This window comes from Kitasatospora sp. NPDC023385 (genome assembly GCF_055664045.1).
Genome location: NZ_JBVOOL010000014.1, coordinates 167,248 through 190,185, shown reverse-complemented (window position 1 = coordinate 190,185; position 22,938 = coordinate 167,248). Strand labels below are relative to the sequence as shown.

General features: G+C 74.7%; 16 protein-coding genes, 7 tRNA genes and 1 pseudogene. 13 read left to right on the top strand and 11 right to left on the bottom strand.

Going from position 1 to position 22,938, the window contains the following annotated elements; translation table 11 throughout:
- The first annotated feature begins 116 nt into the window (after window positions 1-116).
- The 4 genes from AC0B61_RS22900 to cobA all read left to right on the top strand — a co-directional run bounded on the left by AC0B61_RS22900 (window position 117) and on the right by cobA (window position 7,959).
- Window positions 117-776, top strand: a complete 660-nt coding sequence (locus AC0B61_RS22900; protein ID WP_471742574.1) for a GNAT family N-acetyltransferase — start codon at window positions 117-119, stop codon at window positions 774-776.
- A gap of 163 nt (window positions 777-939) precedes the next feature.
- Window positions 940-2,196 carry a precorrin-6y C5,15-methyltransferase (decarboxylating) subunit CbiE gene (gene cbiE / locus AC0B61_RS22895; RefSeq protein WP_471742573.1) on the top strand — a complete coding sequence of 419 codons (1,257 nt, stop codon included), beginning with the start codon at window positions 940-942 and terminating at the stop codon, window positions 2,194-2,196.
- Between the two features lie 528 nt (window positions 2,197-2,724).
- Entirely contained in the window at window positions 2,725-6,603 is a 3,879-nt protein-coding gene (gene cobT, locus AC0B61_RS22890; RefSeq protein ID WP_471742572.1) for a nicotinate-nucleotide--dimethylbenzimidazole phosphoribosyltransferase, read from the top strand.
- A gap of 108 nt (window positions 6,604-6,711) precedes the next feature.
- Entirely contained in the window at window positions 6,712-7,959 is a 1,248-nt protein-coding gene (cobA, locus tag AC0B61_RS22885) for a uroporphyrinogen-III C-methyltransferase (protein ID WP_471742571.1), read from the top strand.
- Between the two features lie 66 nt (window positions 7,960-8,025).
- Here the strand turns inward: cobA and AC0B61_RS22880 are convergent, their stop codons facing one another.
- Window positions 8,026-10,767, bottom strand: coding sequence for a SpoIIE family protein phosphatase (locus tag AC0B61_RS22880; RefSeq protein WP_471742570.1), 2,742 nt, complete (start codon window positions 10,765-10,767; stop codon window positions 8,026-8,028).
- A gap of 89 nt (window positions 10,768-10,856) precedes the next feature.
- Here AC0B61_RS22880 and AC0B61_RS22875 point away from each other — a divergent pair, with 89 nt between their 5' ends.
- Window positions 10,857-11,663, top strand: a complete 807-nt coding sequence (locus tag AC0B61_RS22875) for a TrmH family RNA methyltransferase (protein WP_471742569.1) — start codon at window positions 10,857-10,859, stop codon at window positions 11,661-11,663.
- 789 nt (window positions 11,664-12,452) lie between these two features.
- Here the strand turns inward: AC0B61_RS22875 and AC0B61_RS22870 are convergent.
- Window positions 12,453-13,727: pseudogene (locus AC0B61_RS22870) on the bottom strand (serine/threonine-protein kinase); the annotation flags it as partial.
- A 405-nt stretch (window positions 13,728-14,132) separates the two neighbouring features.
- Between AC0B61_RS22870 and AC0B61_RS22865 the strand changes: the two are divergent.
- Window positions 14,133-14,336, top strand: a complete 204-nt coding sequence (locus AC0B61_RS22865) for a hypothetical protein (protein WP_471742568.1) — start codon at window positions 14,133-14,135, stop codon at window positions 14,334-14,336.
- Window positions 14,337-14,658: 322 nt separating this feature from the next.
- On the opposite strand, the gene AC0B61_RS22860 is transcribed toward AC0B61_RS22865, so the two are convergent.
- The 5 genes from AC0B61_RS22860 to AC0B61_RS22840 form a co-directional block, all read right to left on the bottom strand.
- Window positions 14,659-14,730: transfer RNA gene (locus AC0B61_RS22860), tRNA-Val, on the bottom strand.
- Between the two features lie 41 nt (window positions 14,731-14,771).
- A tRNA-Val gene (locus AC0B61_RS22855) sits at window positions 14,772-14,843 on the bottom strand.
- Between the two features lie 41 nt (window positions 14,844-14,884).
- A tRNA-Val gene (locus AC0B61_RS22850) sits at window positions 14,885-14,956 on the bottom strand.
- Window positions 14,957-14,989: 33 nt separating this feature from the next.
- Window positions 14,990-15,063, bottom strand: a tRNA-Cys gene (locus tag AC0B61_RS22845).
- A 40-nt stretch (window positions 15,064-15,103) separates the two neighbouring features.
- A tRNA-Gly gene (locus AC0B61_RS22840) sits at window positions 15,104-15,176 on the bottom strand.
- Window positions 15,177-15,555: 379 nt separating this feature from the next.
- On the opposite strand from AC0B61_RS22840, the gene AC0B61_RS22835 reads away from it, so the two are divergent.
- The 3 genes from AC0B61_RS22835 to AC0B61_RS22825 all read left to right on the top strand — a co-directional run bounded on the left by AC0B61_RS22835 (window position 15,556) and on the right by AC0B61_RS22825 (window position 18,416).
- Window positions 15,556-16,617 (top strand): chorismate-binding protein, encoded by a 1,062-nt coding sequence (locus AC0B61_RS22835; protein ID WP_471742567.1) that lies wholly within the window; start codon window positions 15,556-15,558, stop codon window positions 16,615-16,617.
- Between the two features lie 43 nt (window positions 16,618-16,660).
- Window positions 16,661-17,491 (top strand): aminotransferase class IV, encoded by an 831-nt coding sequence (locus AC0B61_RS22830; RefSeq protein ID WP_471742566.1) that lies wholly within the window; start codon window positions 16,661-16,663, stop codon window positions 17,489-17,491.
- Between the two features lie 79 nt (window positions 17,492-17,570).
- Window positions 17,571-18,416, top strand: a complete 846-nt coding sequence (locus AC0B61_RS22825) for a GNAT family N-acetyltransferase (RefSeq protein ID WP_471742565.1) — start codon at window positions 17,571-17,573, stop codon at window positions 18,414-18,416.
- A 22-nt stretch (window positions 18,417-18,438) separates the two neighbouring features.
- Here the strand turns inward: AC0B61_RS22825 and AC0B61_RS22820 are convergent, their stop codons facing one another.
- Window positions 18,439-18,939 (bottom strand): DsbA family protein, encoded by a 501-nt coding sequence (locus AC0B61_RS22820; RefSeq protein WP_471742564.1) that lies wholly within the window; start codon window positions 18,937-18,939, stop codon window positions 18,439-18,441.
- 110 nt (window positions 18,940-19,049) lie between these two features.
- On the opposite strand from AC0B61_RS22820, the gene AC0B61_RS22815 reads away from it, so the two are divergent.
- Window positions 19,050-19,508, top strand: coding sequence for a hypothetical protein (locus AC0B61_RS22815; RefSeq protein WP_471742563.1), 459 nt, complete (start codon window positions 19,050-19,052; stop codon window positions 19,506-19,508).
- Between the two features lie 39 nt (window positions 19,509-19,547).
- Here AC0B61_RS22815 and AC0B61_RS22810 read toward each other — a convergent pair whose 3' ends face one another.
- Together AC0B61_RS22810 and AC0B61_RS22805 are read right to left on the bottom strand one after the other, a co-directional pair.
- Window positions 19,548-20,117 (bottom strand): CGNR zinc finger domain-containing protein, encoded by a 570-nt coding sequence (locus AC0B61_RS22810; protein ID WP_471742562.1) that lies wholly within the window; start codon window positions 20,115-20,117, stop codon window positions 19,548-19,550.
- A 399-nt stretch (window positions 20,118-20,516) separates the two neighbouring features.
- Window positions 20,517-20,930, bottom strand: coding sequence for an SsgA family sporulation/cell division regulator (locus tag AC0B61_RS22805; RefSeq protein ID WP_030056266.1), 414 nt, complete (start codon window positions 20,928-20,930; stop codon window positions 20,517-20,519).
- Window positions 20,931-21,125: 195 nt separating this feature from the next.
- Here AC0B61_RS22805 and AC0B61_RS22800 point away from each other — a divergent pair, with 195 nt between their 5' ends.
- The 3 genes from AC0B61_RS22800 (at window position 21,126) to AC0B61_RS22790 (ending at window position 22,009) form a co-directional block, all read left to right on the top strand.
- Window positions 21,126-21,584, top strand: a complete 459-nt coding sequence (locus AC0B61_RS22800; protein ID WP_471742561.1) for a TIGR02611 family protein — start codon at window positions 21,126-21,128, stop codon at window positions 21,582-21,584.
- 72 nt (window positions 21,585-21,656) lie between these two features.
- Window positions 21,657-21,728 (top strand) — tRNA-Val (locus tag AC0B61_RS22795).
- Between the two features lie 209 nt (window positions 21,729-21,937).
- Window positions 21,938-22,009 (top strand) — tRNA-Val (locus tag AC0B61_RS22790).
- An 80-nt stretch (window positions 22,010-22,089) separates the two neighbouring features.
- Here AC0B61_RS22790 and AC0B61_RS22785 read toward each other — a convergent pair.
- Window positions 22,090-22,857: an exonuclease domain-containing protein gene (locus AC0B61_RS22785; RefSeq protein WP_471742560.1), complete on the bottom strand. Its 768-nt coding sequence runs from the start codon at window positions 22,855-22,857 to the stop codon at window positions 22,090-22,092.
- Between the last annotated feature and the right edge of the window lie 81 nt (window positions 22,858-22,938).

Sequence of the window (22,938 nt, the reverse complement as noted above, 5' to 3'; positions counted from 1 at the left end):
GACGCCCCGGGCGACGGCGTTCTGACGTACCGTCGCGCACGCGGCGCACCAGGTGGTACCCGGAGCGCGACGGAGGCGTACGGTGTTGTGTTCACGACCCGGCGAGGAGAGACGGCATGGCAGCGAGCTTCCCCGAGACCGCCATCAGCACCGAAAGGCTGCTGCTGCGACCCCTTGCGGAGGACGACGCCCCCGGCCTGGCCACGATGATGGCCGACGACCTCGTCCTGGCGTGGACCGACCTCCCGCACCCCTTCACCGAGGAGTACGCGGCCGCGCTCGCCCGCACCCTCGCCCCCGCCCACCGGGCCGCCGGCCGCGGCATCGTCCTGGCCGTCACCGAGCACCTGACCCAGCGCCTGGTCGGCCTGGTCGAGCTGCGCAACACCGACTGGCGGCTGCGCAGCACCGAGATCTCCTACGTCACCGCCGCCTGGGCACGCGGCGAGGGCTACGCCCCCGAGGCCGTCCTCGGCGTCGCGCAGTGGCTGTTCGAGGACCGCGGCTTCCTGCGCCTGGAGATGCGCACCGCCGCCGGCAACACCGCCGCCCAGCAGGTCGCCCAGAAGATCGGCGGCATCAGCGAGGGCGTGCTGCGCAGCGCCTGGATAGTGCGCGGGGACTCCGGGTACTCAGGGGAGGCCGAGTCCGGGGCGGCGTCCGCGGAGAGCCGCAGCGACCTCATCCTGTGGAGCCTGCTCCCGGAGGACCTGGAGACACCCGAACCGCAACCGCACGGCTGGCACGGCGACCACCGCTACGTGCTGCGCGACTGAGCCGGCACCGCTGCCGCTACCACTACCGTCACCGCGCCGCGGACTCGGCGCGGACATGTGTGCGAGATGTCGGCGTCCAAGGGACGACACCCGGTAGCCTCTCCACCGGCGCCGCACGACGGCGCACCGAGTGGCGCACCGAGTCGAGGGAGAACGGCCGCAGATGGCTGACCGGATCACGGTCATCGGGTGGGACGGCACGCCGCTGACCGAGGCCGCCGGTGCGGCCCTCGCCGCGGCGACCCTGGTCGCCGGAGCCCCGTACCAACTGAACGCCCTCCCGGTGCCGGAGGCCGCCGAGCGGATCACCCTCGGCGCCATCGAGTCGGCCGCCCGACGGATCGCCGAGCACCGCGGCGCCGCCGTCGTGGTCGCCGAGGGCGACCCGGGCTTCTTCGGCGTGGTGCGCACCCTGCGCCGCCCCGAGTACGGCCTGGAGCTGGAGGTGCTGCCCGCCGTCTCCTCCGTCGCCACCGCCTTCGCCCGGGCCGGGATGCCCTGGGAGGACGCCCAGGTGGTCAGCGCCCACGGCGGACGGCTGCGCCGCGCGGCCAACATCTGCCGGGCCCACCCCAAGGTCGCGGTGCTCACCGCCCCGGGCGCCGGGCCCGCCGAACTCGCCCTGATGCTGCGCGGGGTGCACCGGACCTTCGTCGTCTGCGAGGCCCTCGGCACACCGGAGGAGGACGTCACCGTCCTCACCTCCGACCGGATCGCCGACCACGTCTGGCGCGACCCCAACGTGGTGCTGGTGATCGGCGGCGCCGCCCAGGTCGCCACGGTGGACCAGGCGGCCGGCTGGCTGGCCGGGCGCCCGGTCGGCTACCCCGGCGCGGAGAGCGGCTGGGCGCTCCCCGGCGACGCCTACGCGGGCGCCGGGCGCACGGGTGGTGAGACGGGCGCGCCGGAGGTGCTCCCCGCCCACGTGCGCGCCCTGGTGCTGGCCCGTCTGGGTGCACGCCCCGGGGACCTGGTCTGGTCGGTCGGCGCGGGCAGCGGCGCCCTCGCGGTCGAGGCGGCCCGGTTCGGCGCCGCCGTGGTCGCCGTCGAGGGCTCCCGGTCGGCCTGCGCCCGGCTGACCGTCAACGCCCGCCGGTACGGCGTCGAGGTGGAGGCCGTGTACGGCAGCGGCCCCGAGGTGCTGGGCGGCCTGCCGGAGCCGGACGCGGCGGTGGTGGAGTCCGGCGGCCCGGACGTGGTGCGCGCCGTGCTCGCCCGCAGGCCGGAGCGGTTCGTCGCGCTGCCCCGGACCTTCGCCGAGGCGGAGGAGGTCCGCCGGGCGCTCGGCGAGGCCGGCTACCGGGCGGACGGCGCGCTGCTCCAGTCGACGCCGCTGCGGCCCGTCGGCGAGGCCGGCGGACTGGAACTGGGGGCGGGCGGAACCGGCGTGCTGGTGCTCTGGGGTGAGCAGATCGTGTGAAGGCCTCGGGTGCGCCCCGGGTCCGTCCGGTGGTACGGGTGGGCAGGGACGGGGGCGCGGAGGGGGCGTGGAGGGGCTCCGACGGTGATCCAGGTCGCATCCGGACACTGATTCGGGAGGTGACCGCGCCGGGCCGGTAGTGTGACGTCCTGGGCGGCTGCAGCGATCGGCGACCCACCCGATTCGGTCGGTTTGTCACCTTTCTGACGTGGTGCAACCCCGTTCCGCTCGGAGTGTGGGCAATTCGACGAGCTTCGTGCCGGACCTGGAGAATGCCGTAGGGTCCGGTGCGGTCGTGCCGGTTGCTCCGGGTTGTCGTTGTTTCAGACGATGTGTGCCGCCCCGTGTGGCGGCGCGCGGGGCCGGGTGCCGCAGTGCGCCGGAAGGACTCGGGCCGCAGCGCTACGGCGCGGCGGCCGCGTGTGGTTGAGGGGCGGGTCGGTCGCAGGCCCGGCCCGTGCGGATGGGCGCTGCGATCGGTGATCGTGTCGCCAAGGGCGCGGCAGCGGCCTGGAAGGAGCTTTGACAATGACCGATGGCGGCCACGTCCCGGGCGAGGGACTGCCGGAGCACCTGCACGCCGGGCCCGACCGGCTCGGCGGACCGGAGGGCGTCGCGGGCGTTGCACCCCTGCAGGGCGTCGCGACGGACGGCGGTGTGATCCCGAATCCGGCAGCCCCGGTCGGCGCGATGCCCCTGGGTGCGGGCGTCATCCCGCCGCAGAGCCAGCACGGCTTCACCGGCGAGGGATGGGCCGCCGACCCGGGCGTCCCGCGCCCGGCCTTCCACTTCCTCGACCAGCCCGACGCGCCGGACGGCCTGGACGACGATGACGACGTACTGCTGATGCCCGGCCCGCAGGGCTCCTGGGGCGAGCCGCTGGCGTCCGTCCCGGGCGAGCAGGTGCCGCTCGCGCCGCAGCAGGACGGCATGCCGGTCGAGCCGTCCTGGCCGCCGGTGGACCCGCCGGTGCTCGGCGCCGAGCACGCCCAGCAGCCGTCCGTACCGGCGCAGCAGCAGGCGCAGCAGCCGATGACGCAGGCTCAGCCGCCGCGCCGCCCGCTGCACGCGGGGCCGCCGATCCCGGACCCGTCGCTGATGACCGGTCAGGTCCCGGTCCGCTCGTTGGCCGACCGCGGCCCGTCGCACGGCGGCACGCCCGCGCACGGCATCCCGGTCGTCGGCCGGCCGCCGATGCCCGAGGCCGCCGTCCAGGCTCCGGCCGCCGCGCCGCAGGCCGCTCCGATGGTGCCGGTGCCGCCGGTCGTTCCGGTGGCTCCGGCTGGCCCGGGGGCTCCGGCGGCGGAGGGGCAGCAGCTGCCGCACCCGCAGGACGCCCAGCAGGCGGTGCAGGTGCAGGTGCCGCTTGCCTCGCAGCCGATCGAGGCCGTGATGGCCGTCGAGACGGTCGGGGCGATCGAGGTGATCGAGGTCGCCGAACTCCCGGAGGCCGTCCAGGCCCTGCAGGGCGCTCACGCCGCGGCCCAGCCCGTGCAGTCCGTTCCGTCGGATCAGCCCGTTCAGCCCGTGACGGCGCCTCAGGCCGCGGTGGCGCCCGAGGCCGCTGCGGAGGCCGTCGCCGTCGCGGCGCAGGCCGTCGTGGCCGAGCCGGCCGTGGCGGAGGCCGCCGAGGCGCCGGCCGAGCCCGTGGCCGTCGAGGCCGCTGTCGCCGAGGCCGCTGTCGCCGAGGGCGCCGCCGCGCCCGTCGAGCAGCCCGAGGCCGCCACGCCGGCTGGTCAACCGCGCCGGATCTCCGCTTTCCTCGCCGCGCCCACCCCGCACGGCCTGCCCAAGATCGCGGCGGCCCCGCAGACCCCCGAGGCCGCGGCGCCGCAGGAGCCGGCGCCCATAGCGGCCGCCGACGCGCCGCAGGCCGCCGAAACCGTTCAGGCGGAGCCGGCCGCGCCTGGCGTGGAGCCCGTCCCGGATGCCGGGACGGCTGAGGCCGCCGTGGCCGCCGAAGGGGCGCCGGAGGCCGTCGTGGAGCCGGTCGCCGAGACCGCCGCGGGTACCGGTGAGATGCCGTCCGGCCAGGCCGTCAGCGAGCCCGTCGCCGAGGCCGAGCAGCCGCAGCAGCAGGAGGCCGTCCCGGCCGAGACCCCTGCGGAGGCCGCCGTCGAGCCGGTGGCGGAGCAGCCCGCCGAGGCGCCCGCCGACGCCGACGCCGACACCGCTGCCGCTGCCGTCGTGGAGCCGGTCGCCGAGGCCACCGTCGAGACCGAGGCGCAGCCCGCCGAGGCCGTCGCCCAGGAGCCCGAGCAGCAGCCCGTCGCCGAGGCCGCGCCGGAGGCCGTCGCCGAGCAGTCCGGGACCGGCGCCGCGAACGCCGCCGAGGCCGCTGCCGAGGCCTCCGTCGAAGCCGCCGCCGAGCAGGCCCCCGCGGGCCCGAAGGCCGAGAGCCCGGTCGAGGCCCCGGCCGAGGCTGTGGCCGAAGCCGTCACCGAGCCGGTCGCCGCCGCTGCCGCCGAGCCCGTCCAGGCGCAGGCCCCCGAGGCCCCCGCCGCCGAGGAGCCGCAGGTCGAGCAGCCCGTCGACCAGCAGGCCGAGCAGCAGGGCGACCAGCCGCCCGCCGACCAGTCCGTAGCCGAGCCCGTCGCCGAGCAGCCGTCGGCCGATGAGGAGCCGCAGCCCGAGGAGCCCGCCGAGCCGCGCGGACCGGCCGCCCCCGGCTACGGCGACACCGACCGCGAGGCCGTCCACCAGGTGATCCGCGAGCGCCGCGACGTCCGCAACGGCTTCCGTCCGGACCCGATCCCGCACGAGGTGCTGATCCGGGTCCTGGAGGCCGCCCACACCGCGCCCAGCGTCGGCTACTCGCAGCCCTGGGACTTCGTGGTCATCCGTTCGGCCAAGACCCGCAGGCGGATGCACGCCCTGGCCGAGCGCCAGCGCGAGGCGTACGCGGACTCGCTGCCCAAGGGCCGGGCCAAGCAGTTCAAGGAGATCAAGACCGAGGCGATCCTGGAGACCCCGGTCAACATCGTGGTGACCGCCGACCGCACCCGCGGCGGCCGGCACACCCTGGGCCGCCACTCGCAGCCGCAGATGGCCCCGTACTCGGCCGCCCTGGCCGTCGAGAACCTCTGGCTGGCCGCCCGCGCCGAGGGCCTGGGCGTCGGCTGGGTGAGCTTCTTCGACGACGAGGAGCTGGTCCGCGAGCTCGGCCTGCCGGAGCACCTGGAGGTCGTCGCCTACCTGTGCGTCGGCTTCGTCGACTCCTTCCCGGACGAGCCCGAGCTGGAGCAGCAGGGCTGGGCGAAGAAGCGCCCGCTGTCCTGGGTCGTCCACGAGGAGCAGTACGGCAATCGCGCGCTGCCCGGCGAGGAGCCGCAGAGCCTGCTCGCCGACACCCTGCGCGGCATCCGGCCGCTGGACGCCAAGGCGCTCGGCGAGGCCTGGGACCGGCAGAAGCGGATGACCAAGCCGGCCGGCTCGCTCGGCATGCTCGAGATCATCTCCGCCCAGCTGTGCGGCCTGTCCCGCAAGTGCCCGCCGCCGATCCCGGAGCCCGCCTGCGTGGCGATCTTCGCCGGCGACCACGGCGTGCACGCCCAGGGCGTCAGCCCCTGGCCGCAGGAGGTGACCGCCCAGATGGTCGGCAACTTCCTCGCTGGGGGAGCGGTGATCAACGCCTTCGCCAAGCAGATCGGCACCGAGGTCTGCGTGGTCGACGTCGGCGTGGCCGCCGAGCTGCCGGACGCCGTCCAGCAGGGCCGCGCCACCGGCCTGCTGCCGCGCAAGATCCGGCCCGGCACCGCCGACATGACGCAGGGCCCGGCGATGACCCGCGAGGAGGCCCTCAAGGCCATCGAGGTCGGCATCGAGACCGCCCGTGACCTGGTCGCGGCGGGCAACAAGGCACTGGTCACCGGCGACATGGGCATCGCCAACACCACCGCCTCCGCCGCCCTGATCTCGGTGTTCACCGGCCTCGACCCGGCCGAGGTCACCGGCCGCGGCACCGGCATCGACGACGAGACCCACGCCCGCAAGATCGAGGTCATCCGCGCCGTGCTGGCCCTGCACCGGCCCGACCCGAGCGACCCGGTCGGCGTGCTGGCCGCCGTCGGCGGCCTGGAGCACGCGGCCATCGCCGGTTTCCTGCTGGGCGCCGCCTCGCTGCGCACCCCGGTGATCCTGGACGGCGTCATCGCCGGTTCGGCCGCGCTGGCCGCCAAGGCCATCGCGCCCGAGGTGCTGGCCGCCTGCATCGCCGGCCACCGTTCCGCCGAGCCGGGCCACCAGGCCGCGCTGGCGAAGCTCGGCCTGCGTCCGCTGATCGACCTGGACCTGCGCCTCGGCGAGGGCACCGGTGCCCTGCTGGCCCTGCCGCTGGTGCAGAGCGCGGCCCGGGCGATGCACGATGTAGCCACCTTCGACTCCGCCGGGGTCACCGAGAAGGCCTGACGTACTCCCTGTCACCGCTGCGCGGGCCGGCCCGAGGGCGCGCCGGCCCGCGCAGCGGTGTCCCGCCGTACCGTCCCCCCACCCGCACCCCGATCAGGAGCACCGCCGATGACCGCGCCCAACCCGCACCCGAGCACCGAGGGCCTCACCCCCTACCCGGTCGGCCTGCTGCTGGCCGGTCGTCGCGTCGTCGTGGTCGGCGGCGGCCAGGTCGCCCAGCGGCGGCTGCCCGCGCTGATCGCCGCCGGGGCCGACCTGCACCTGATATCGCCGGCCACCACCCCGGCGGTCCAGGCCATGGCGGACGCGGGGGAGCTCACCTGGCACGCCCGCCCGTACCGGGACGGCGACCTGGCCGGCGCCTGGTACACCCTGGTCGCCACCGACGACCCGGCGGTCAACGCGGCGGTCAGCGCCGAGGCCGAGCGCGAGCGGGTGTTCTGCTCCCGCAGCGACGACGCCTCCGCCGCCACCGCCTGGACCCCGGCCAGCGGCCGGGACGCGGGCGCCACCGTGGCCGTCCTCACCGGCGACCCGCGCCACTCCGCGGCCCTGCGCGACGCCATCGTGGACGGCCTGCGGGACGGCTCGCTCGCCGCCCGCCAGTACCGCTCGCACGGCGCCGGCGTCGCCCTGGTCGGCGGCGGCCCGGGCGACCCGGACCTGATCACGGTGCGCGGCCGGCGCCTGCTCGCCGACGCCGACGTGGTGGTCGCCGACCGCCTCGCCCCGCGCGAGCTGCTCGCCGAACTGCCCGAGCACGTCGAGGTGATCGACGCCTCCAAGATCCCCTACGGCCGGTTCATGGCCCAGGAGGCGATCAACCGCACGCTGATCGAGCACGCCAAGGCCGGCAAGTTCGTGGTCCGGCTCAAGGGCGGCGACCCGTACGTCTTCGGACGCGGCGGCGAGGAGCTGCTGGCCTGCGCCGAGGCCGGCCTCCCGGTCACCGTCGTGCCCGGCATCTCCAGCTCGATCAGCGTCCCCGCCTCGGCCGGCGTGCCGGTCACCCACCGCGGCATGACGCACGAGTTCACCGTGATCTCCGGCCACGTCGGCCCGGACGACGAGCGCTCGCTCACCAACTGGGAGGCCGCCGCGCGGATGAGCGGCACCCTGGTGCTGCTGATGGCCGTGGACAAGATCGGCGCGATCGCCGCCAGGCTGGTCGAGTACGGCCGGGCGGCGGACACCCCGGTCGCGATCGTCCAGGAGGGCACCACCGCCGCCCAGCGCCGGGTGGACGCGACGCTGGGCACCGTCGCCGCCGTGGTCGAGGCCGAGGGCGTCAAGCCGCCGGCGGTCATCGTCATCGGCGACGTCGTCAACGTCCTGGCCGCGGCCTTCCGCCCGTAGGCATCCGCCCGTTGCGCCTCCCGCCCGCACACCTTCCCGGAGTGGGAAGTCGGCCCGTCCGACTTCCTACTCCAGCGGCTGCTCCGTCCAGATGACCTTCCCGGTCGCCGTGTACCGCGTCCCCCAGCGGTCCGCGAACTGCGCCACCAGGAACAGCCCGCGCCCGCCCTCGTCCTCGGTCGCCGCGTACCGCAGGTGCGGCGAGGTGCTGCTGCCGTCCGACACCTCGCAGATCAGCGCGCGGTCCCGCAGCAGCCGCACCCGGATCGGCGCAGAGCCGTACCGGATCGCGTTGGTGACCAGCTCGCTCAGGATCAGCTCGGTGACGAACGCGGCCTCGTCCAGCCCCCACTCCTCCAACCGCCGCGCCACCTCCGCCCGCACGGCCCCCACCGCCGCCGGGTCCGACGGCACGTCCCACTCCGCCACGTGGTCCGGTGCCAGCACCCTGGTCTGCGCCACCAGCAGCGCGATGTCGTCCTGCGGATGCAACGGCAGCAACGCCCCGAGCACGTCCGTGCAGGTCTGCTCAGGCGTGCGCGTCGGGCCGGCCAGCGCCGCGCGCAGCAGCTCCAGCCCCTCGTCGATGTCCCGCTCGCGGTCCTCCACCAGCCCGTCCGTGTACAGCACCAGGCGGCTGCCCTCCGCCAGCTCCACCTCGGCGGACTCGAACGGCAGCACCGCCAGCCCCAGCGGCGGCCCGGTCGGCAGCTCGGGGAACACCACCCGGCCCTGCGGGTCCACGACGGCCGGCGGCGGGTGCCCGGCGGTGGCCATCGTGCAGCGCCGCGACACCGGGTCGTAGATCGCGTACAGGCAGGTCGCCCCGGTCAGCCCGGCGCTCTCGCCGCCCGCCGCCTCGTCCTGGTCGATCCGGTTCACCAGCTCGTCCAGGTGCCCCAGCAGTTCGTCCGGCGGCAGGTCCAGGGTCGAGAAGTTGTGGATCGCCGTCCGCAGCCGGCCCATCGTCGCCGCCGCGTGCAGCCCGTGCCCCACCACGTCCCCGACCACCAGCGCCACCCGCGCGCCCGGCAGCGGGATCACGTCGAACCAGTCCCCGCCCACCCCGGCCTGGGCCGGCAGGTAGCGGTGCGCCACCTCCAGCGCGTTCTGCGCGGGCAGGCGGCGCGGCAGCAGGCTGTGCTGCAGCGTCACCGCCATCGCGTGCTCCCGGGTGTAGCGGCGGGCGTTGTCGATGCACACCGCCGCGTGCGACACCAGTTCCTCGGCCAGCGCCAGGTCCTCCGGCTCGAACGGCTCGGCCCGCTGCGCCCGCCAGAACCGGGCCACCCCCAGCAGCACCCCGCGCGCCCGCAGCGGCACCCGCGCCAGCGAGTGCATCCCGTACGCCACCATCCGCGCCGACTGCTCCGGGTCCTGGTCCCGCCACCGCCAGGCCTCCGCCAGGTTCGGTTCCAGGCCCGGCTCCCCGCTGTGCAGCGCCCCGGCCAGCGGGGTCTCGGGCACCACCTCCACCACGGTGCCGACCGGGTAGAACGGCGCGTCGTCCCGTACGCCCGCCACCGCCGCACGCCGCATCCGCCCCAGCGGGGCACCCACCGGAGGCTCCTCACCCGCCAGGACCTGCTCCGCGAGGTCCACCGTGACGAAGTCCGCGAACCTCGGTACCGCGACCTGCGCCAGTTCCTCCGCCGTCCGCGTCACGTCCAGCGTGCTGCCCACCGTCACCCCGGCGTCGTACAGCAGCCGGAGCCGCCGCTGGGCCCGGTCGGCCCGGCCGGACAGGGCCAGCAGCTCGGTGGAGTCACGCAGCGTGGCGACGCAGCCGGGCGGCCCGCCCACCTGATCGGTCAGCCGGACGTTCACCGCCAGCAGCCGCTCGCCGGACAGCACCACCTCGTCGGTCACCTGGCGGTTGGCGATCAGCAGCTCCAGCGGCGCAGGTTCCAGGCCCAGCTCGGCCACCGGCCGGCCCTCGGCGTCCGGCGGCAGGTCGAGCAGCCGGCGCGCCTCGTCGTTGCAGAGCAGCAGCCGCCCGTCCCCGCCGACGATCATGACGCCCTCGCGCACCGCGTGCAGCACGGCCGCGTGGTGCTCGTACATCCGGGTCATCTCGACCGGGCCCAGCCCGTGCGTCTGCCGCCGCAGCCGTCGGCTGATCAGCGCCGACCCCAGCGTGGCCAGGCCGACCGCACCGGCCGCCGCGCCCAGCACCACCGGCAGCTGCCGCTCGCTCGCGGTGCTGACGTGCGCCAGCGTGACGCCCGCCGAGACCAGCCCGACCACCTGGCCGTCCGGCGCGTACACCGGGACCACGGCCTGCACCAGCGGGCCGAGGGTGCCCGTGATGTGCTCGGTCACCACCTGGCCGTGCAGCGCGGGTTGGTAGTCGCCGACGAACTTCTGGCCGATCCGGGCCGGGTTCGGGTGGGTGTAGCGGATGCCCTGGTTGTTCAGCACCACGATGAAGTCCACGCCCGAGGCGATCCGCGCGGACTGCGCCTTCGGCTGCAGGACGGCGGTCGGGTCGGGGGAGCGCAGCGCGTCGACCATGCCCGGCGAGTTGGCGAAGGCCTGCGCGACCGCCACCGACCGGTTCCGGGCCTCGTTGTCGGCGTCCTTGTGCGACTGCACCACCAGTGCCACCACCGCGGCCACCACCAGCAGTAGCACGACCAGGATCTGCAGGGCGAACACCTGCCCGGCCACCGACCGGTGCCAGACCGGCCGCGCCCGCTTCGCGCGCGGCAGCTGTGGCCGACCGGGTGGGCGCCCACCGGGGGAGCCGGCGGAGCCAGTGGCGCCAGAGGCCGACGGAGCCCAGGATCGGCCCGGGTAACGGGCCATACGGTCATGCTTGCACTCCCACCAGCCGGGGACCACCCCGCCCCGTCGGCCGTTTGGCCTTCCCCGCCCCCGCTTGGCAAGATCGCAGGGTGTCCGAACCCAGCACCATCACCGACCCGGCCGACCCCCGCCTCGCCGACTACACCGGCCTCACCGACGTCGAACTGCGCCGTCGCCGCGAACCCGCGGAGGGCCTGTTCATCGCCGAGGGGGAGAAGGTCATCCGCCGTGCCCTCGCCGCCGGCTACCGGATGCGGTCGATGCTGCTCACCGCCAAGTGGCTGGACGTGATGGCCGACGTCATCGCCGAGGCGGACGCCCCGGTCCACGTGGTCGAGCCCGCGCTCGCCGAAGCCGTCACCGGCTACCACGTCCACCGCGGCGCCCTCGCCTCGATGGAGCGCAAGCCCCTCCCGGACGCCGCCGACGTGCTCACCGGGGCCCGCCGGGTCGCCGTCCTGGAGGGCCTGGTCGACCACACCAACCTCGGCGCCATCTTCCGCAGCGCAGCCGCCCTCGGCATGGACGCCGTCCTGCTCTCACCCGACTGCGCCGACCCGCTCTACCGGCGCGCCGTCAAGGTCTCCATGGGCGCGGTCTTCGCGGTCCCGTACGCCCGCCTCGACCCCTGGCCCGCCGCCCTGGACACCGTCCGTGCCGCCGGCTTCACGCTCCTCGCCCTCACCCCCGCCGAGGCCGCCGTCGACCTCTCCTCCCTCACTCCGTACAGCCTGCCCAAGGCCGCCCTGATGCTCGGCGCCGAGGGGGACGGCCTCACCCCCCACGCCATCGCCGCCGCCCACTACCCCGTCCGCATCCCCATGGCGCACGGCATCGACTCACTCAACGTCGGCGCCGCCGCAGCCGTCGCGTTCTACGCCGTCACCACCCCCTGACGGCTGCGCGACCCACGGCTCCTCTGGCCCGCCAGCCGCCACGGTGGCACGGGAAGCCAGCCCGTCCGACTTCCCGTGCAGGACCTCCGCCCGCCGTCCCGCGCAAACGCCCTACCGACCCGCGTCGGGTCAGCCCGTGGGGGCCGTGGGCGGGGCCGGGGCGGCGGCGGGGGGCGGGGTGGGGAGGCCGGCGGAGCCGGCGCCGGGCCAGGACTCGTCGAGGGTGCCGTCGGCCCGGACGGTGTAGCGGGTGGAGGTGACCGCGCCGGTGGCGGCCACGCGCTCCTCGCGGACGACCGTGCTGCCGTCCAGCCGCCAGGTGGCCACGGCCTGCGGGTCCGCCGCCGAAGTGCGGGAGGTGGTGGCGACCGGGGTGTCCCCGGCGAAGCCGTAGAGCTGGACGAGGTCGACCGGCGCCGATCCCTCTGCCCGCCGCAGGACAACGACGGCGGCCGGCAGGCCCCGGTACCTGGCCGGCAGGACCGCGCTCAGCGCGACCTGCGGCCCGGCCCCCGCCGAGTGCCCGTCCTTCAGCGTGATGGCGGGCCCGCCCGCCCCGTCGGGGTAGCTGCGGTTCGGCCAGTCGACCGCCGGCACCGGCCCCTGCGGGGGCGTCAACGCGCCGTCCGCCGCCGCACTGCCGCGCGCCGCCGCCGGGAGCGGGGTGGGCGATGCCTGCGGGGCGACGTCCACCGACGTGCCCGGTACCGCGAGCTCTCCGCCGCCCGAGCCGGCGTTCGCACGCGCGACCGTCCCGGCCGGCGGACGCAGCCCCTGGTTGCTGCGGTTCTCGCACCCCTGCGCCGCCGCGATGGCCAGCGCCACCCCGATCGTCACCGTGACGAAGACCACCAGCCGCTGGCGCAGCAGGCGTTGCCGCGCGGTGCCGGGGCGCCCGCCGGGGGCGGGGGTCTGCTGGCGGTCGCGGGGCCGGGCCCGGTCACGGGCGCCGGATCCCGCCGGGGGAGGTGTCTGGGGGCGGTCCGTCCGCAGCGGGCGGGTCACGGGCGTGGGCTCGGGCCGGGGGAGGGGCGCGCCCGCGCCCTGCGGCCGCCGCCCTGCGCTGCCCGCCACCTGCGCTCCCGGCCGGCCGGCCGCGGCCCGGGCCCGCGCCCCGGCGGACGGCTCGGGCGAGTGCCCGGGCGCGGGAACACCCGGCCGGGCACCCTCGTGGGAGGCGGGAGCGGTCGCACCGCGCCCGGGCCGGGCCGTGCGCGCGCCGTTGCCGGAGGCCCCGGTGGCGGCACCGCGCGCCGCCAGTTCGCTGAGCCGCTCGTGCAGCGCCGCCGCGCCGGGCCGTTCGGCGGGCTCCTTGGCCAGGCAGGCCCGGATGAGCGGCGCGAGTTGGAGCGGTACCGCCGACAGGTCGGGCTCCTCGTGGACGACCCGGTACAGCATCACCTCGGAGGAGGCCCCGGATCCGAACGGCGTGTCACCGGTGAGCGCGTACGCGAGGGTGGCCCCGAAGGCGAACACGTCGGTGGCGGGCGTGACGGCCGCCCCGCGGACCTGTTCGGGCGCGAGGAAGCCGGGGGAGCCGACCGCCGTGCCGACGTGGGTGAGCGTGCTGGCGCCGCGCGACCACGCGATGCCGAAGTCGATGATCCGCGGGCCGCGGGGCGAGAGCAGGATGTTGGACGGCTTGAGGTCCCGGTGGACGACTCCGGCCTCGTGCACCTTGACCAGCCCGTCGGCGAGCGCGGCCCCGATCCGGGCCGCCTCGGGCCAGTTCAACGGTCCCTCGTCGCCGACCCGCTTGTAGAGCGAGGGCCCGGGCACGTACGCGGTGGCCAGCCAGGGCCGGTCGGCCTCGATGTCCGAGCCGACCACGCGGGCGGTGCAGCCGCCGCGGATCCGGGAGGCGGCGGCGATCTCGCGGGCGAAGCGGGTGCGGAACTCCTGGTCCTCGGCGAGTTCGGCGCGGATCAGTTTGAGGGCGACGCGCTGCCCGCGGCGGTCGGATCCGAGGTACACCACCCCCATGCCGCCGGCGCCCAGTCGCCGGTGCAGGCGGTACGGCCCGACGATGCGGGGGTCCTCACGCCTCAGCCGCATCATCGCCATGTTCCGTTCCCCGTCAGGTGTGGGTGAGGCCCCGTCGGTTGGGCCATCGTCAGTTCCTGTCCGGCACAGCTTACGGACTGCCCGCTGCGGTGTGCTGATACGCAACACCTCAAGCCGCCGTCCGATTGTCCGATCGTGCGCTGACCCGCAGGTCAGAGGGGTGCCGGATCGCCTCTCGGGGTTGCCCCTCAGGGTTCCCCCGGGGGTCGGACGAGCATTCCGTCCCCCTGCGGTAGTAGGCCCTGGGGCCGAGCGTCATCCTCCGGGACGTCCGAGGAACAGTACGACGGCATGACGTCCGGCGGACCCCCCGACCAATAGCGTTGAGCCCAGCGGTGGACGGGGAGCTCGTCCCCCGAGGTAAGCCGTTCACCGCGCCAACTCGACCGGATCTGGAGCAAGGGCATGGCACCGCAGCTCATGGGTACCCCCCGCCGCCGTCGGCCGGCCTTCGTCCAGTCCCGGTCCACCACCGAGCAGCCCACCCGGCACCCCGCGGTGGCGCTGGCCATGGCCCTGCCGTGCGCCGTGCTCCTGGTACTGCTCTTCGGCGGTTGGGACCAGATGGCGAGCCAGGCCCAGGCCGTCGCCGATCTGATCATCCGCTGAGGAGCACCTGAGAAAGGCGCCGCTCCGAGGGGCGGCCACAGAACGGGCACCGGTCCCCAGGGGACGGGGAGCGGTGCCGCCGGGGAAGCCGCGGCCGTGGTGACACGCGGACGGGCGAGGAGCGGTACGCAGAGCGCCCCGGCAGGCGGAGATGCCGCGTACGGACGTCGGTGAGGGCGTCCGTACGCGGCTCTTCTGTTCTCGTCTTCCCGCCGGCCGACGCAGAGGCCCCCAGGTGCCAAGGCGGCGGCCCCGAGGCAAGGACCCGAACGCAAAAGGCCGGAGCCACGATCCTGACGGATCGCGGCCCCGGCCGTTACTGTGCGCGATACTGGGATTGAACCAGTGACCCCTACCGTGTCAAGGTAGTGCTCTCCCGCTGAGCTAATCGCGCCTGGTATGGCGGTCCTGCAGCAGACCCCGAAGGGCCCGACGTGCGCGATACTGGGATTGAACCAGTGACCCCTACCGTGTCAAGGTAGTGCTCTCCCGCTGAGCTAATCGCGCCTGGTATGGCGGTCCTGCAGCAGACCCCGAAGGGCCCGACGTGCGCGATACTGGGATTGAACCAGTGACCCCTACCGTGTCAAGGTAGTGCTCTCCCGCTGAGCTAATCGCGCGGGGAGGTCTCCGGGAGAACCGGATGAACCTCTTGGAGGTGGAGACGGGATTTGAACCCGTGTACACGGCTTTGCAGGCCGTTGCCTCGCCTCTCGGCCACTCCACCAGGCAACACACGAAGAACGATCTTACACTGTTCTCCATCGAGCGGACGACGAGATTCGAACTCGCGACCCTCACCTTGGCAAGGTGATGCTCTACCAACTGAGCCACGTCCGCCTGTCTCCCAGGGCCTTCACCGTTTTTCTCGGCTGCGCTCCCTGGCGACGTGTTGAACTCTAGCGGATTCCGGGGCCAGCTAAAAATCCGTTCCCGCAGCGTGCCGAGGGGATGCCGGCCGCGTGCCGTTCCGTCAGTCCTTCCGGACGGTCACCGGCCGCCACCTGCGGCGCTCCCGGATGATCATCCGCGGCCACCTGGCGCACACCCGCGCGACGCCCGGACCGCTCAGGGCCGGGGCGGCTCACGCCCGGGTCTGTGCCCTGCCGCACACGCCCCGGCTCGCGAGCCCGGTCGCGCGAGCGGCTCCCCGGGCCCGGGCCCGCGCCCCCGACCTACACTTCAGGCACCGCCGCCCAGCACCCCGCGCAGGAGAACCGTGTCCGGCCACCCCGACCCCAGCACCCCGCTCGCCCGCTTCGGCGGCCGCCTGGCCACCGGGCTGCGCGACGTCACCTCGGACCCGGCCGCCCTCGACTCCCGCGGCTACTGGGCCGTCGCCTACGACTTCGAGGGCCGGCTCACCTGCGCCCGCTTCGACGAGGTCCGTCCGGCCCCCGCCCCGCCCTCCGGCGCCGGCTGGCGCGGCCCGGACGCCGGCAGCTGGCACAGCTCCCTGGACCGCACCGCCTACACCGCGGGCGTACGCCGCATCCGCGAGCACATAGCCGCCGGCGAGGTCTACCAGGCCAACCTCTGCCGCGTGCTGTCCGCGCCGCTGCCCGACCCGGACCTCACCGACGTCGACGCGCTCACCGGCCTCCTCGCCCACGGCAATCCCGCCCCGTACGCCGGCACCGTCCGCCTGCCCCGGCACGGCGTCGAGATCGCCACCGCCTCACCCGAGCTCTACCTGCGCCGCACCGGCCGCACCGTCTCCTCCGGCCCGATCAAGGGCACCGGCCGCACCGAGGACAACCTCCTCGACAAGGACCACGCCGAGAACGTGATGATCGTGGACCTCGTCCGCAACGACCTCGGCCGCGTCTGCGAGACGGGCAGCATCACCGTCCCCGACCTCTGCGCCGTCGAGAAGCACCCCGGCCTGGTCCACCTCGTCTCCACCGTCGAGGGCACCCTGCGCGACGGCGCCAGCTGGCCCGAACTCCTCGCCGCGAGCTTCCCGCCCGGCTCCGTCACCGGCGCCCCCAAGTCCAGCGCCCTGCGGATCATCGACGCCCTGGAGACCGCCCCGCGCGGGCCCTACTGCGGTGCCGTCGGCTGGGTCGACGCCGACCGGGGAGAGGGCGAACTCGCCGTCGGCATCCGTACCTTCTGGCTCGACCGGACCGACCCCGGCGCTCCCGTCCTGCGTTTCGGCACCGGTGCCGGCATCACGTGGGGCTCCGACCCCGAACGCGAGTGGGCGGAGACCGAACTGAAGGCCGCCCGCCTGGTCGCGATAGCGTCGGGCAGCGCAACCGACCCGGCCGGGGCGTGAGCCCCACCGGTCCCACTGGCCCACCGCTGAGGAGCAGCCCTCGATGCACAACCGCACCACGAGCTGGGTCAACGGCACGCTCGTCGATTCCGCAGACGCCGCCGTCTCGGTCCTCGACCACGGCCTCACCACCGGTGACGGCGTCTTCGAGACCATGAAGACCGTCGACGGCGAGGCCTTCGCGGTCACCCGCCACCTCGACCGGCTCACCCGCTCCGCCCGCGGCCTCGGCCTGCCCGACCCCGACCACGACCTGGTCCGCGAGGCCTGCGCCCAGGTCCTCGCCGCCAACCCCGCGCCGCTCGGCCGCCTGCGCGTCACCTACACGGGCGGCAACGCCCCGCTCGGCTCCGAGCGCGGCACGACCGGCCCCACGCTCGTCGTCGCCCTCGGCGCCATCAACCGCCGCCCCGACGAGACCGCAGTCGCCGTGGTTCCCTGGCGCCGCAACGAGCACAGTGCCGTCGCCGGGCTCAAGACCACCTCGTACGCCGAGAACGTCGTCGCCCTGGCCGCCGCCCACCGCGTCGGCGCCTCCGAGGCCCTGTTCGCCAACACCGCCGGCCGGCTCTGCGAAGGCACCGGCTCCAACGTCTTCGTGGTCATCGGCGGCCGCCTGCTCACCCCCGCCCTCGCCTCGGGCTGCCTGGCCGGCATCACCCGGCAACTCGTCATCGACTGGTGCGACGCCGAGGAGGCCGACCTCCCGCTCGACGCCCTCCAGACGGCGGAGGAGATCTTCCTGACCTCCACCACCCGCGACGTCCAGGCCGTCACCCGCGTCGACGACCGTGAGCTGCCGCGCATCGGGTCCGTCACCGCCAAGGCCATGGCCGTCTTCTCCGAGCGCAGCGGCGACGACCTCGACCCGTGACCCCCGCCCCCGGGAGACGGAACCGGCCGCGTGCAGACCCTCGTGGATAACCTTCCGAGCAAGGGGAAGGGAGCACCACATGACCACCACGCTGCGCCCCGAGGGCCCGGAGACACCCACCGCGGCCGGTGGCCGCACCAGACGCTGGCGGATCCTGACCAACGGCCGCCCGGTCGGCGCACTGCGCACCACCGCCGTTCCGCATGGCAGCCAACTCTGGGGTGGGATCGATGAGTTGGAGGTCTCCGAAGGACGCGGCCGGGGGCGCGGCACGTTCGGTGCGCTGGCCGCGGAGGAGGTGCTGCGCACCTGGGGCTGCACCCGGGTGGACATCAGGATCCCGGAGTCGGCGCCGATCGCCCGCGCCCTCGCCGCAGCCCTCGGGTACACCGAGCGCATGCGGACCCTGAGCAAGCGCCTGGCCGCCGCCCCCGCCCTGCCCGCCGGGCTCGTCGCGAGGCCGATCGAGGCCACGGAGCTCACGGCTTGGCTCGACCGGGCCGCGGAGGACTTCGCCCGCGGGCTCACGGCTTCCGGCCTCAGCGAGGAGGAGGCCCGCGCCATGTCGGCCGGCGGCCAGGAGCACCTGCTCCCGCAGGGCGCCGACACCCCGGGCGTGGTCCTGCGCAGCCTGTACCGTGCCGACGGCGGGTCGGGGCCGTACGGCTCGATCTGGGTGGACCTCCACCTGCGCGACCTGCCGGACGGCGAGCCGCTCGCCTGGGTGATGGTGGTGGAGGTGCCCCCGGCCCACCGGAGCCGGGGACACGGCCGCACCCTGATGCTGCTCGCCGAGCGGGAGTGCCTGGCCGCCGGGGTGCGCAACCTCGGCCTCAACGTCTTCGCCGACAACGACGTCGCCGTCCGGCTGTACGCCTCGCTCGGCTACCGGGTCACCAACCGCCTGTACGGCAAGGCGCTCTGACGTGCCGTCAGGACGTCCGCTGTCAGGCCGTCTTCGCTTCCTCGATGGCGGCCGTGATCCGCTCCCGCAGCCCGTCCTGGCTCTGCCCGCCGTCGAGGCGCTTGCCGCTGATCACGTACGTCGGCGTGCCCGTGATCCCGATCGCCTTCCCCTCGGCCTGGTCGGCGTCCACGGTCAGCATGTGCCGGCCGTCGATCAGCGCGGTGTCGACCTCCTCGACGTCCACCCCGACCTCCCGGGCCACGTCCAGCAGCACCTGCGGCCCGCGCGCGTCCAGCTCCTCGACCCGGGCCAGCAGCGCCTCCACGAACGGCCAGCCCAGTCCCTGGGCGAACGCCTCCTCGGCCGCCTCCGCGGCGGCGTAGGCGTGCTTGTGCTTCTCCAGCGGGAAGTGCCGCAACTCCACGGGCAGGGCGTCGCCGTACTGAGCGCGCAGCGCCCGGACGTCGTCCAGCGCGGTGCGGCAGTCGGGGCACTGGAGGTCGCACCAGAACTCGAGCCGGGGGAGGGAACCATCGATCATTCCCCCAGTGTTCCACTAGTGGGTGCCCGCTCCGGCCGGTGGTGCGCCCGAAGGCGGACCGACAGGGAGGCGTCGATGACCAGGACGACCGGACACGAAGGGGCGGTCCCGTGCTGAGCGCGGCGATCAGCTTCGTCCTCACGGCGGGCGGGGTGGCCGTCGCAGGCCTGCGGGCCTACCGGCGGCGCTTCCTCTCGGCGACCCGCTGGTTCGCGGTGGCGCTGCTGCCCGCCGGGCTCTACCTGACCGGCCTGTTCCCGTTGGCGAGCACGATCGGCCGGGCGTTCGCCGACTGGGCGGCCAAGCTGGTCTTCGACCCCCGGGTGTGGGCCGGCATCGTCCTGCTGGGCGTCTCCGCGGTCCTGCTGGTCACCACCCGGTGGGCGGGCCGGCGCGGCACCGCCGTGGAGACCGCGCCGGAACGCCCCGCGGCCACCGGCCCGACGCCCGAGCGCCCCGCCGTGGCGCCGGCACCCGCGGCCCCCAAGAGGCAGACCGGCGGCAAGCGGGAGGACGGCCTCGGCGACTTCGCCGACATCGAGGAGATCCTCCGCAAACGCGGAATCTGATCGCCGCCCCCGGCGGCACCGGAGCGGCCCCCCGGCGGGTCAGGCGGAGGGGACCGCCTCCGCCGAGCGCTGCCGCGCCCGGTACGCGGCGACGTGCAGCCGGTTGCCGCACGTACGGCTGTCGCAGTAGCGCCGGGAGCGGTTCCGGGAGAGGTCGACGAAGACCCGTGCGCAGTCCGGCGCCTCGCACCGGTGCAGCCGCTCCCGCTCGCCCGCCATGAGGATGAAGGCCAGTGCCATGCCCAGCTCGGCCGCCAGGTGGTCGCCGAGAGCGGCATGCGGCGCGAAGTAGTGGATGTGCCAGCCGTGGCCGTCGTGGTTGGTCAGCCGGGGCGTCGTCCCGGCGGCCGCGACGATCGCGTTGACCATGTCGGCGGCCTTCGCGGTGGACTCCGTCCCGAACACCTCGCGCAGCCGGGTGCGCAGCTCGTGCACCCGGCGCAGGTCGTCCTCGGTAAGCGAGTCGATCTCGCTGATCTCCTGGCGGACCACGAAGGCGTCCAGCGCGGCGACGTCCGGCAGCCGCTCGGCGCCGCACACCTCGGGCGCGGTGTTGAGGAGCTCCACGAGGATGCTCAGCGCGCACTCGGTGTCATGGGTGATCAGCACGTTGGGGGCTCCTCGCGCAGGGGACTCCGATACCCCGCGTCCACGGTTACCCCAGACCATACCGGGCCTTGTGCCAGAAGGGCGGAGGGTTCTTTCGAAGCTGTGTACGTATTCCGCCAGAGCGTCCGAAACCGGCCGCCGCCCTGCCGTCCCGGCCCCCGGAGCGGTGCAGACGTCGGCGCCCGGCATCGAGGCCGGCCACCCGTTTCGGATGGCCGGCCTCGATGCCGGGCGCCTGTGGTGCTGCGGGTCCGCTCCGGTGGGAGCGGGCCACCTGCCGGCCCCGAGACCGCGTCGTGCGCGGCTGAGTCCGCTGCCGTGCCCCCGAGTAGGACGGCAGCGATGACGGCAGGGGGTACGGCCCCGCCGACGGCGGGGCGTGACCGCCTCCGGTCGGGGTCAGCTTTCGGCGAGGATGTGGGACAGCTCCCGGTCGAGGTCGAAGTGACGGTGTTCGGTGCCGGGGGGCACCGCGGCATCCGTCCGCTTGAGGAACGACTCAAGCGCCCGGGCCGGGGCCTCCAGCAGGGCTTCTCCTTCCGGAGAGCTCAGTGCGATGCAGACCACCCCTTGCCCGTGGCTGCGCGACGGCCACACCCGGACGTCGCCGGTACCGGTGGGTCGGTGCAGCCCCTCCGCGAGGAGATCTCGGGCGAACACCCACTCCACGGTCTCGTCGGCGCCCGTGTGGAACGTGGCGTGCACGGCGTAGGGGTCGGCGGTGTCGTAGCGCAGGCCCGCGGGGACGGGCAGTGAGGACTCGCTGGACACGATGAGGCGCAGGTGCAGCTCGCAGCTGACCGTGGTGTTCATAAGCGCCATGGCCTTTCGCTCAGTGTGCGCTCGGGGAATCGCACGTCGGCGAACGGACCATCCCACCCCCAAGACCGATGTAAACCCCTCTGTCCCGATTCGGGCGCGAGTCGTACCCCTTACGGCGCATTGCGGAATCGTCCCGGTGCGGGCGGGCCGGGCATTACCGAGGTGCTTCTTGGTTAGTTTCCTGGCATGACTGTGCGAAACGACAAGACGGCCGAGAACACGAGAACGGGTGAAGCGGCTACGGCGGATGACGCGGCTGTCGCGGGCGGCCGGGCGGTCGGCTCCCGGGCTCCCGCCTTCGTTCGCCGCTCGCCGGCGCTGCACCGGGCCTGGCAGGCGGTGATCTTCCTGGCCGGGCTCGCGGTGGTCGCGCTCGGCCTGGTCATGCTGCCGCTGCCCGGCCCGGGCTGGGTGGTGATCTTCCTGGGCATGGGGATCTGGGCCACCGAGTTCGTCTGGGCCCAGCTGGCCCTGCGCTGGACCCGTCGCAAGGTCGCCGAGGCCGCCCGGCAGGCCATGGAGCCGCGGGTGCGCCGCCGCAACCTGACGATCACGGCGGTCGGTCTGGCCGTCCTCGCCGGCGCGGGCGGCTGGTACCTCGCCCGCTACGGCCTGGTCGTCCCCTGGCGGCTGGACGAGAGCTGAGGGGGTCGGGCCCGGGGGCGGGGAGAGGGTTCGGACCACCCTCCGGGATGCGGTAATGTTTTCCCTGCACCCGGGCGATTAGCTCAGCGGGAGAGCACTTCGTTCACACCGAAGGGGTCACTGGTTCGATCCCAGTATCGCCCACCGGAATGCATTGTGATACGTGAGGCCCAGCCGATTATCGGCTGGGCCTCACGTATATTTCCGGAATCCGCCGGAAGGGCCGTCCGTAATCGGCTGAGCCTCAGTCACCTTCCGCGCGGAGCACGAGTTCTGCGGATGCGTCGGCGCTTCCCCTAAGGGACGAGTTGTACGACGACCCCCGAATGGTGCTACTGTTCTTCTCGTTGCCCGGGCGATTAGCTCAGCGGGAGAGCACTTCGTTCACACCGAAGGGGTCACTGGTTCGATCCCAGTATCGCCCACCGGACAGCACGCAGGCCCTGACCAGGAAACCGGTCAGGGCCTGCGGCGTACCCGGCGCCCGAACTGCCGGGGCCGACAGCTACGCCGCCGCCTCGCAACCGTGCTCCGGCTCCAGCCGACGGCCGCAACCGCACCGGGCCGGCCGCAGCGGCCAGGACAGGTCCACCCGCTCCGTCACCCCCGAGCGGTCGAACCAGCTCTGCAGCCCGCGCGCCTGCGCCGCGTGCCAGATCGCCTGCCGCAGGTGCAGCTCCGCAGCCGGCAGGCCGCCGAGCGCCGCCGGGTAGCGGGCGCCTATTCGCCGGGTCAGTGCCAGAGCCGCCGTCGCGTCCGCCGCCGCGTCGTGCGCTCCGGCCAGCTCCACGGCGTAGTGGGCGCACAGGTCCGTCAACGTCCGGCGGCCCTTGCGGTAGCGGTCCACATGCTTGTCCAGCACCCGCGGATCCAGCACCAGCAGCCCGGCCGCCGCCAGCCCGTCGGCCAGCGTCAGGCCGTGGTGGCGGCGCAACTCCCGGTCCAGCAGCGTCAGATCGTACGGCGCGTTCATCACCACCACCGGGTGCCCGGCCCGCGCCTCGGCCGCCAGTGCGCGGGCGACCTCCGCCACCACCGCGCCGGCCGGCCGGCCGTGGGCGCGCACCCGCTCGTCGGTGATGCCGTGCACCGCACGGGCGCCGTCCGGGATCGGGACGCCCGGATCAGCGAGCCAGGTGGTCGTCCGCACCGGTGCCCCCGGGGCGAGTTGGACCACGAGGGCGGCCGAGACGATCCGATCGGACTCGACGTCCACGCCGGTGGTCTCGGTGTCGAAGGAGGCGAGCGGGCCGGTGTACCAGTGCTGCTGCATGACTGCCCCTCAGACGAGCGCTGCGCGCCCGGTTGATACCCGGTCCTGACGCTTCTTCAACCCGTTTGGCCCACGCCCGAC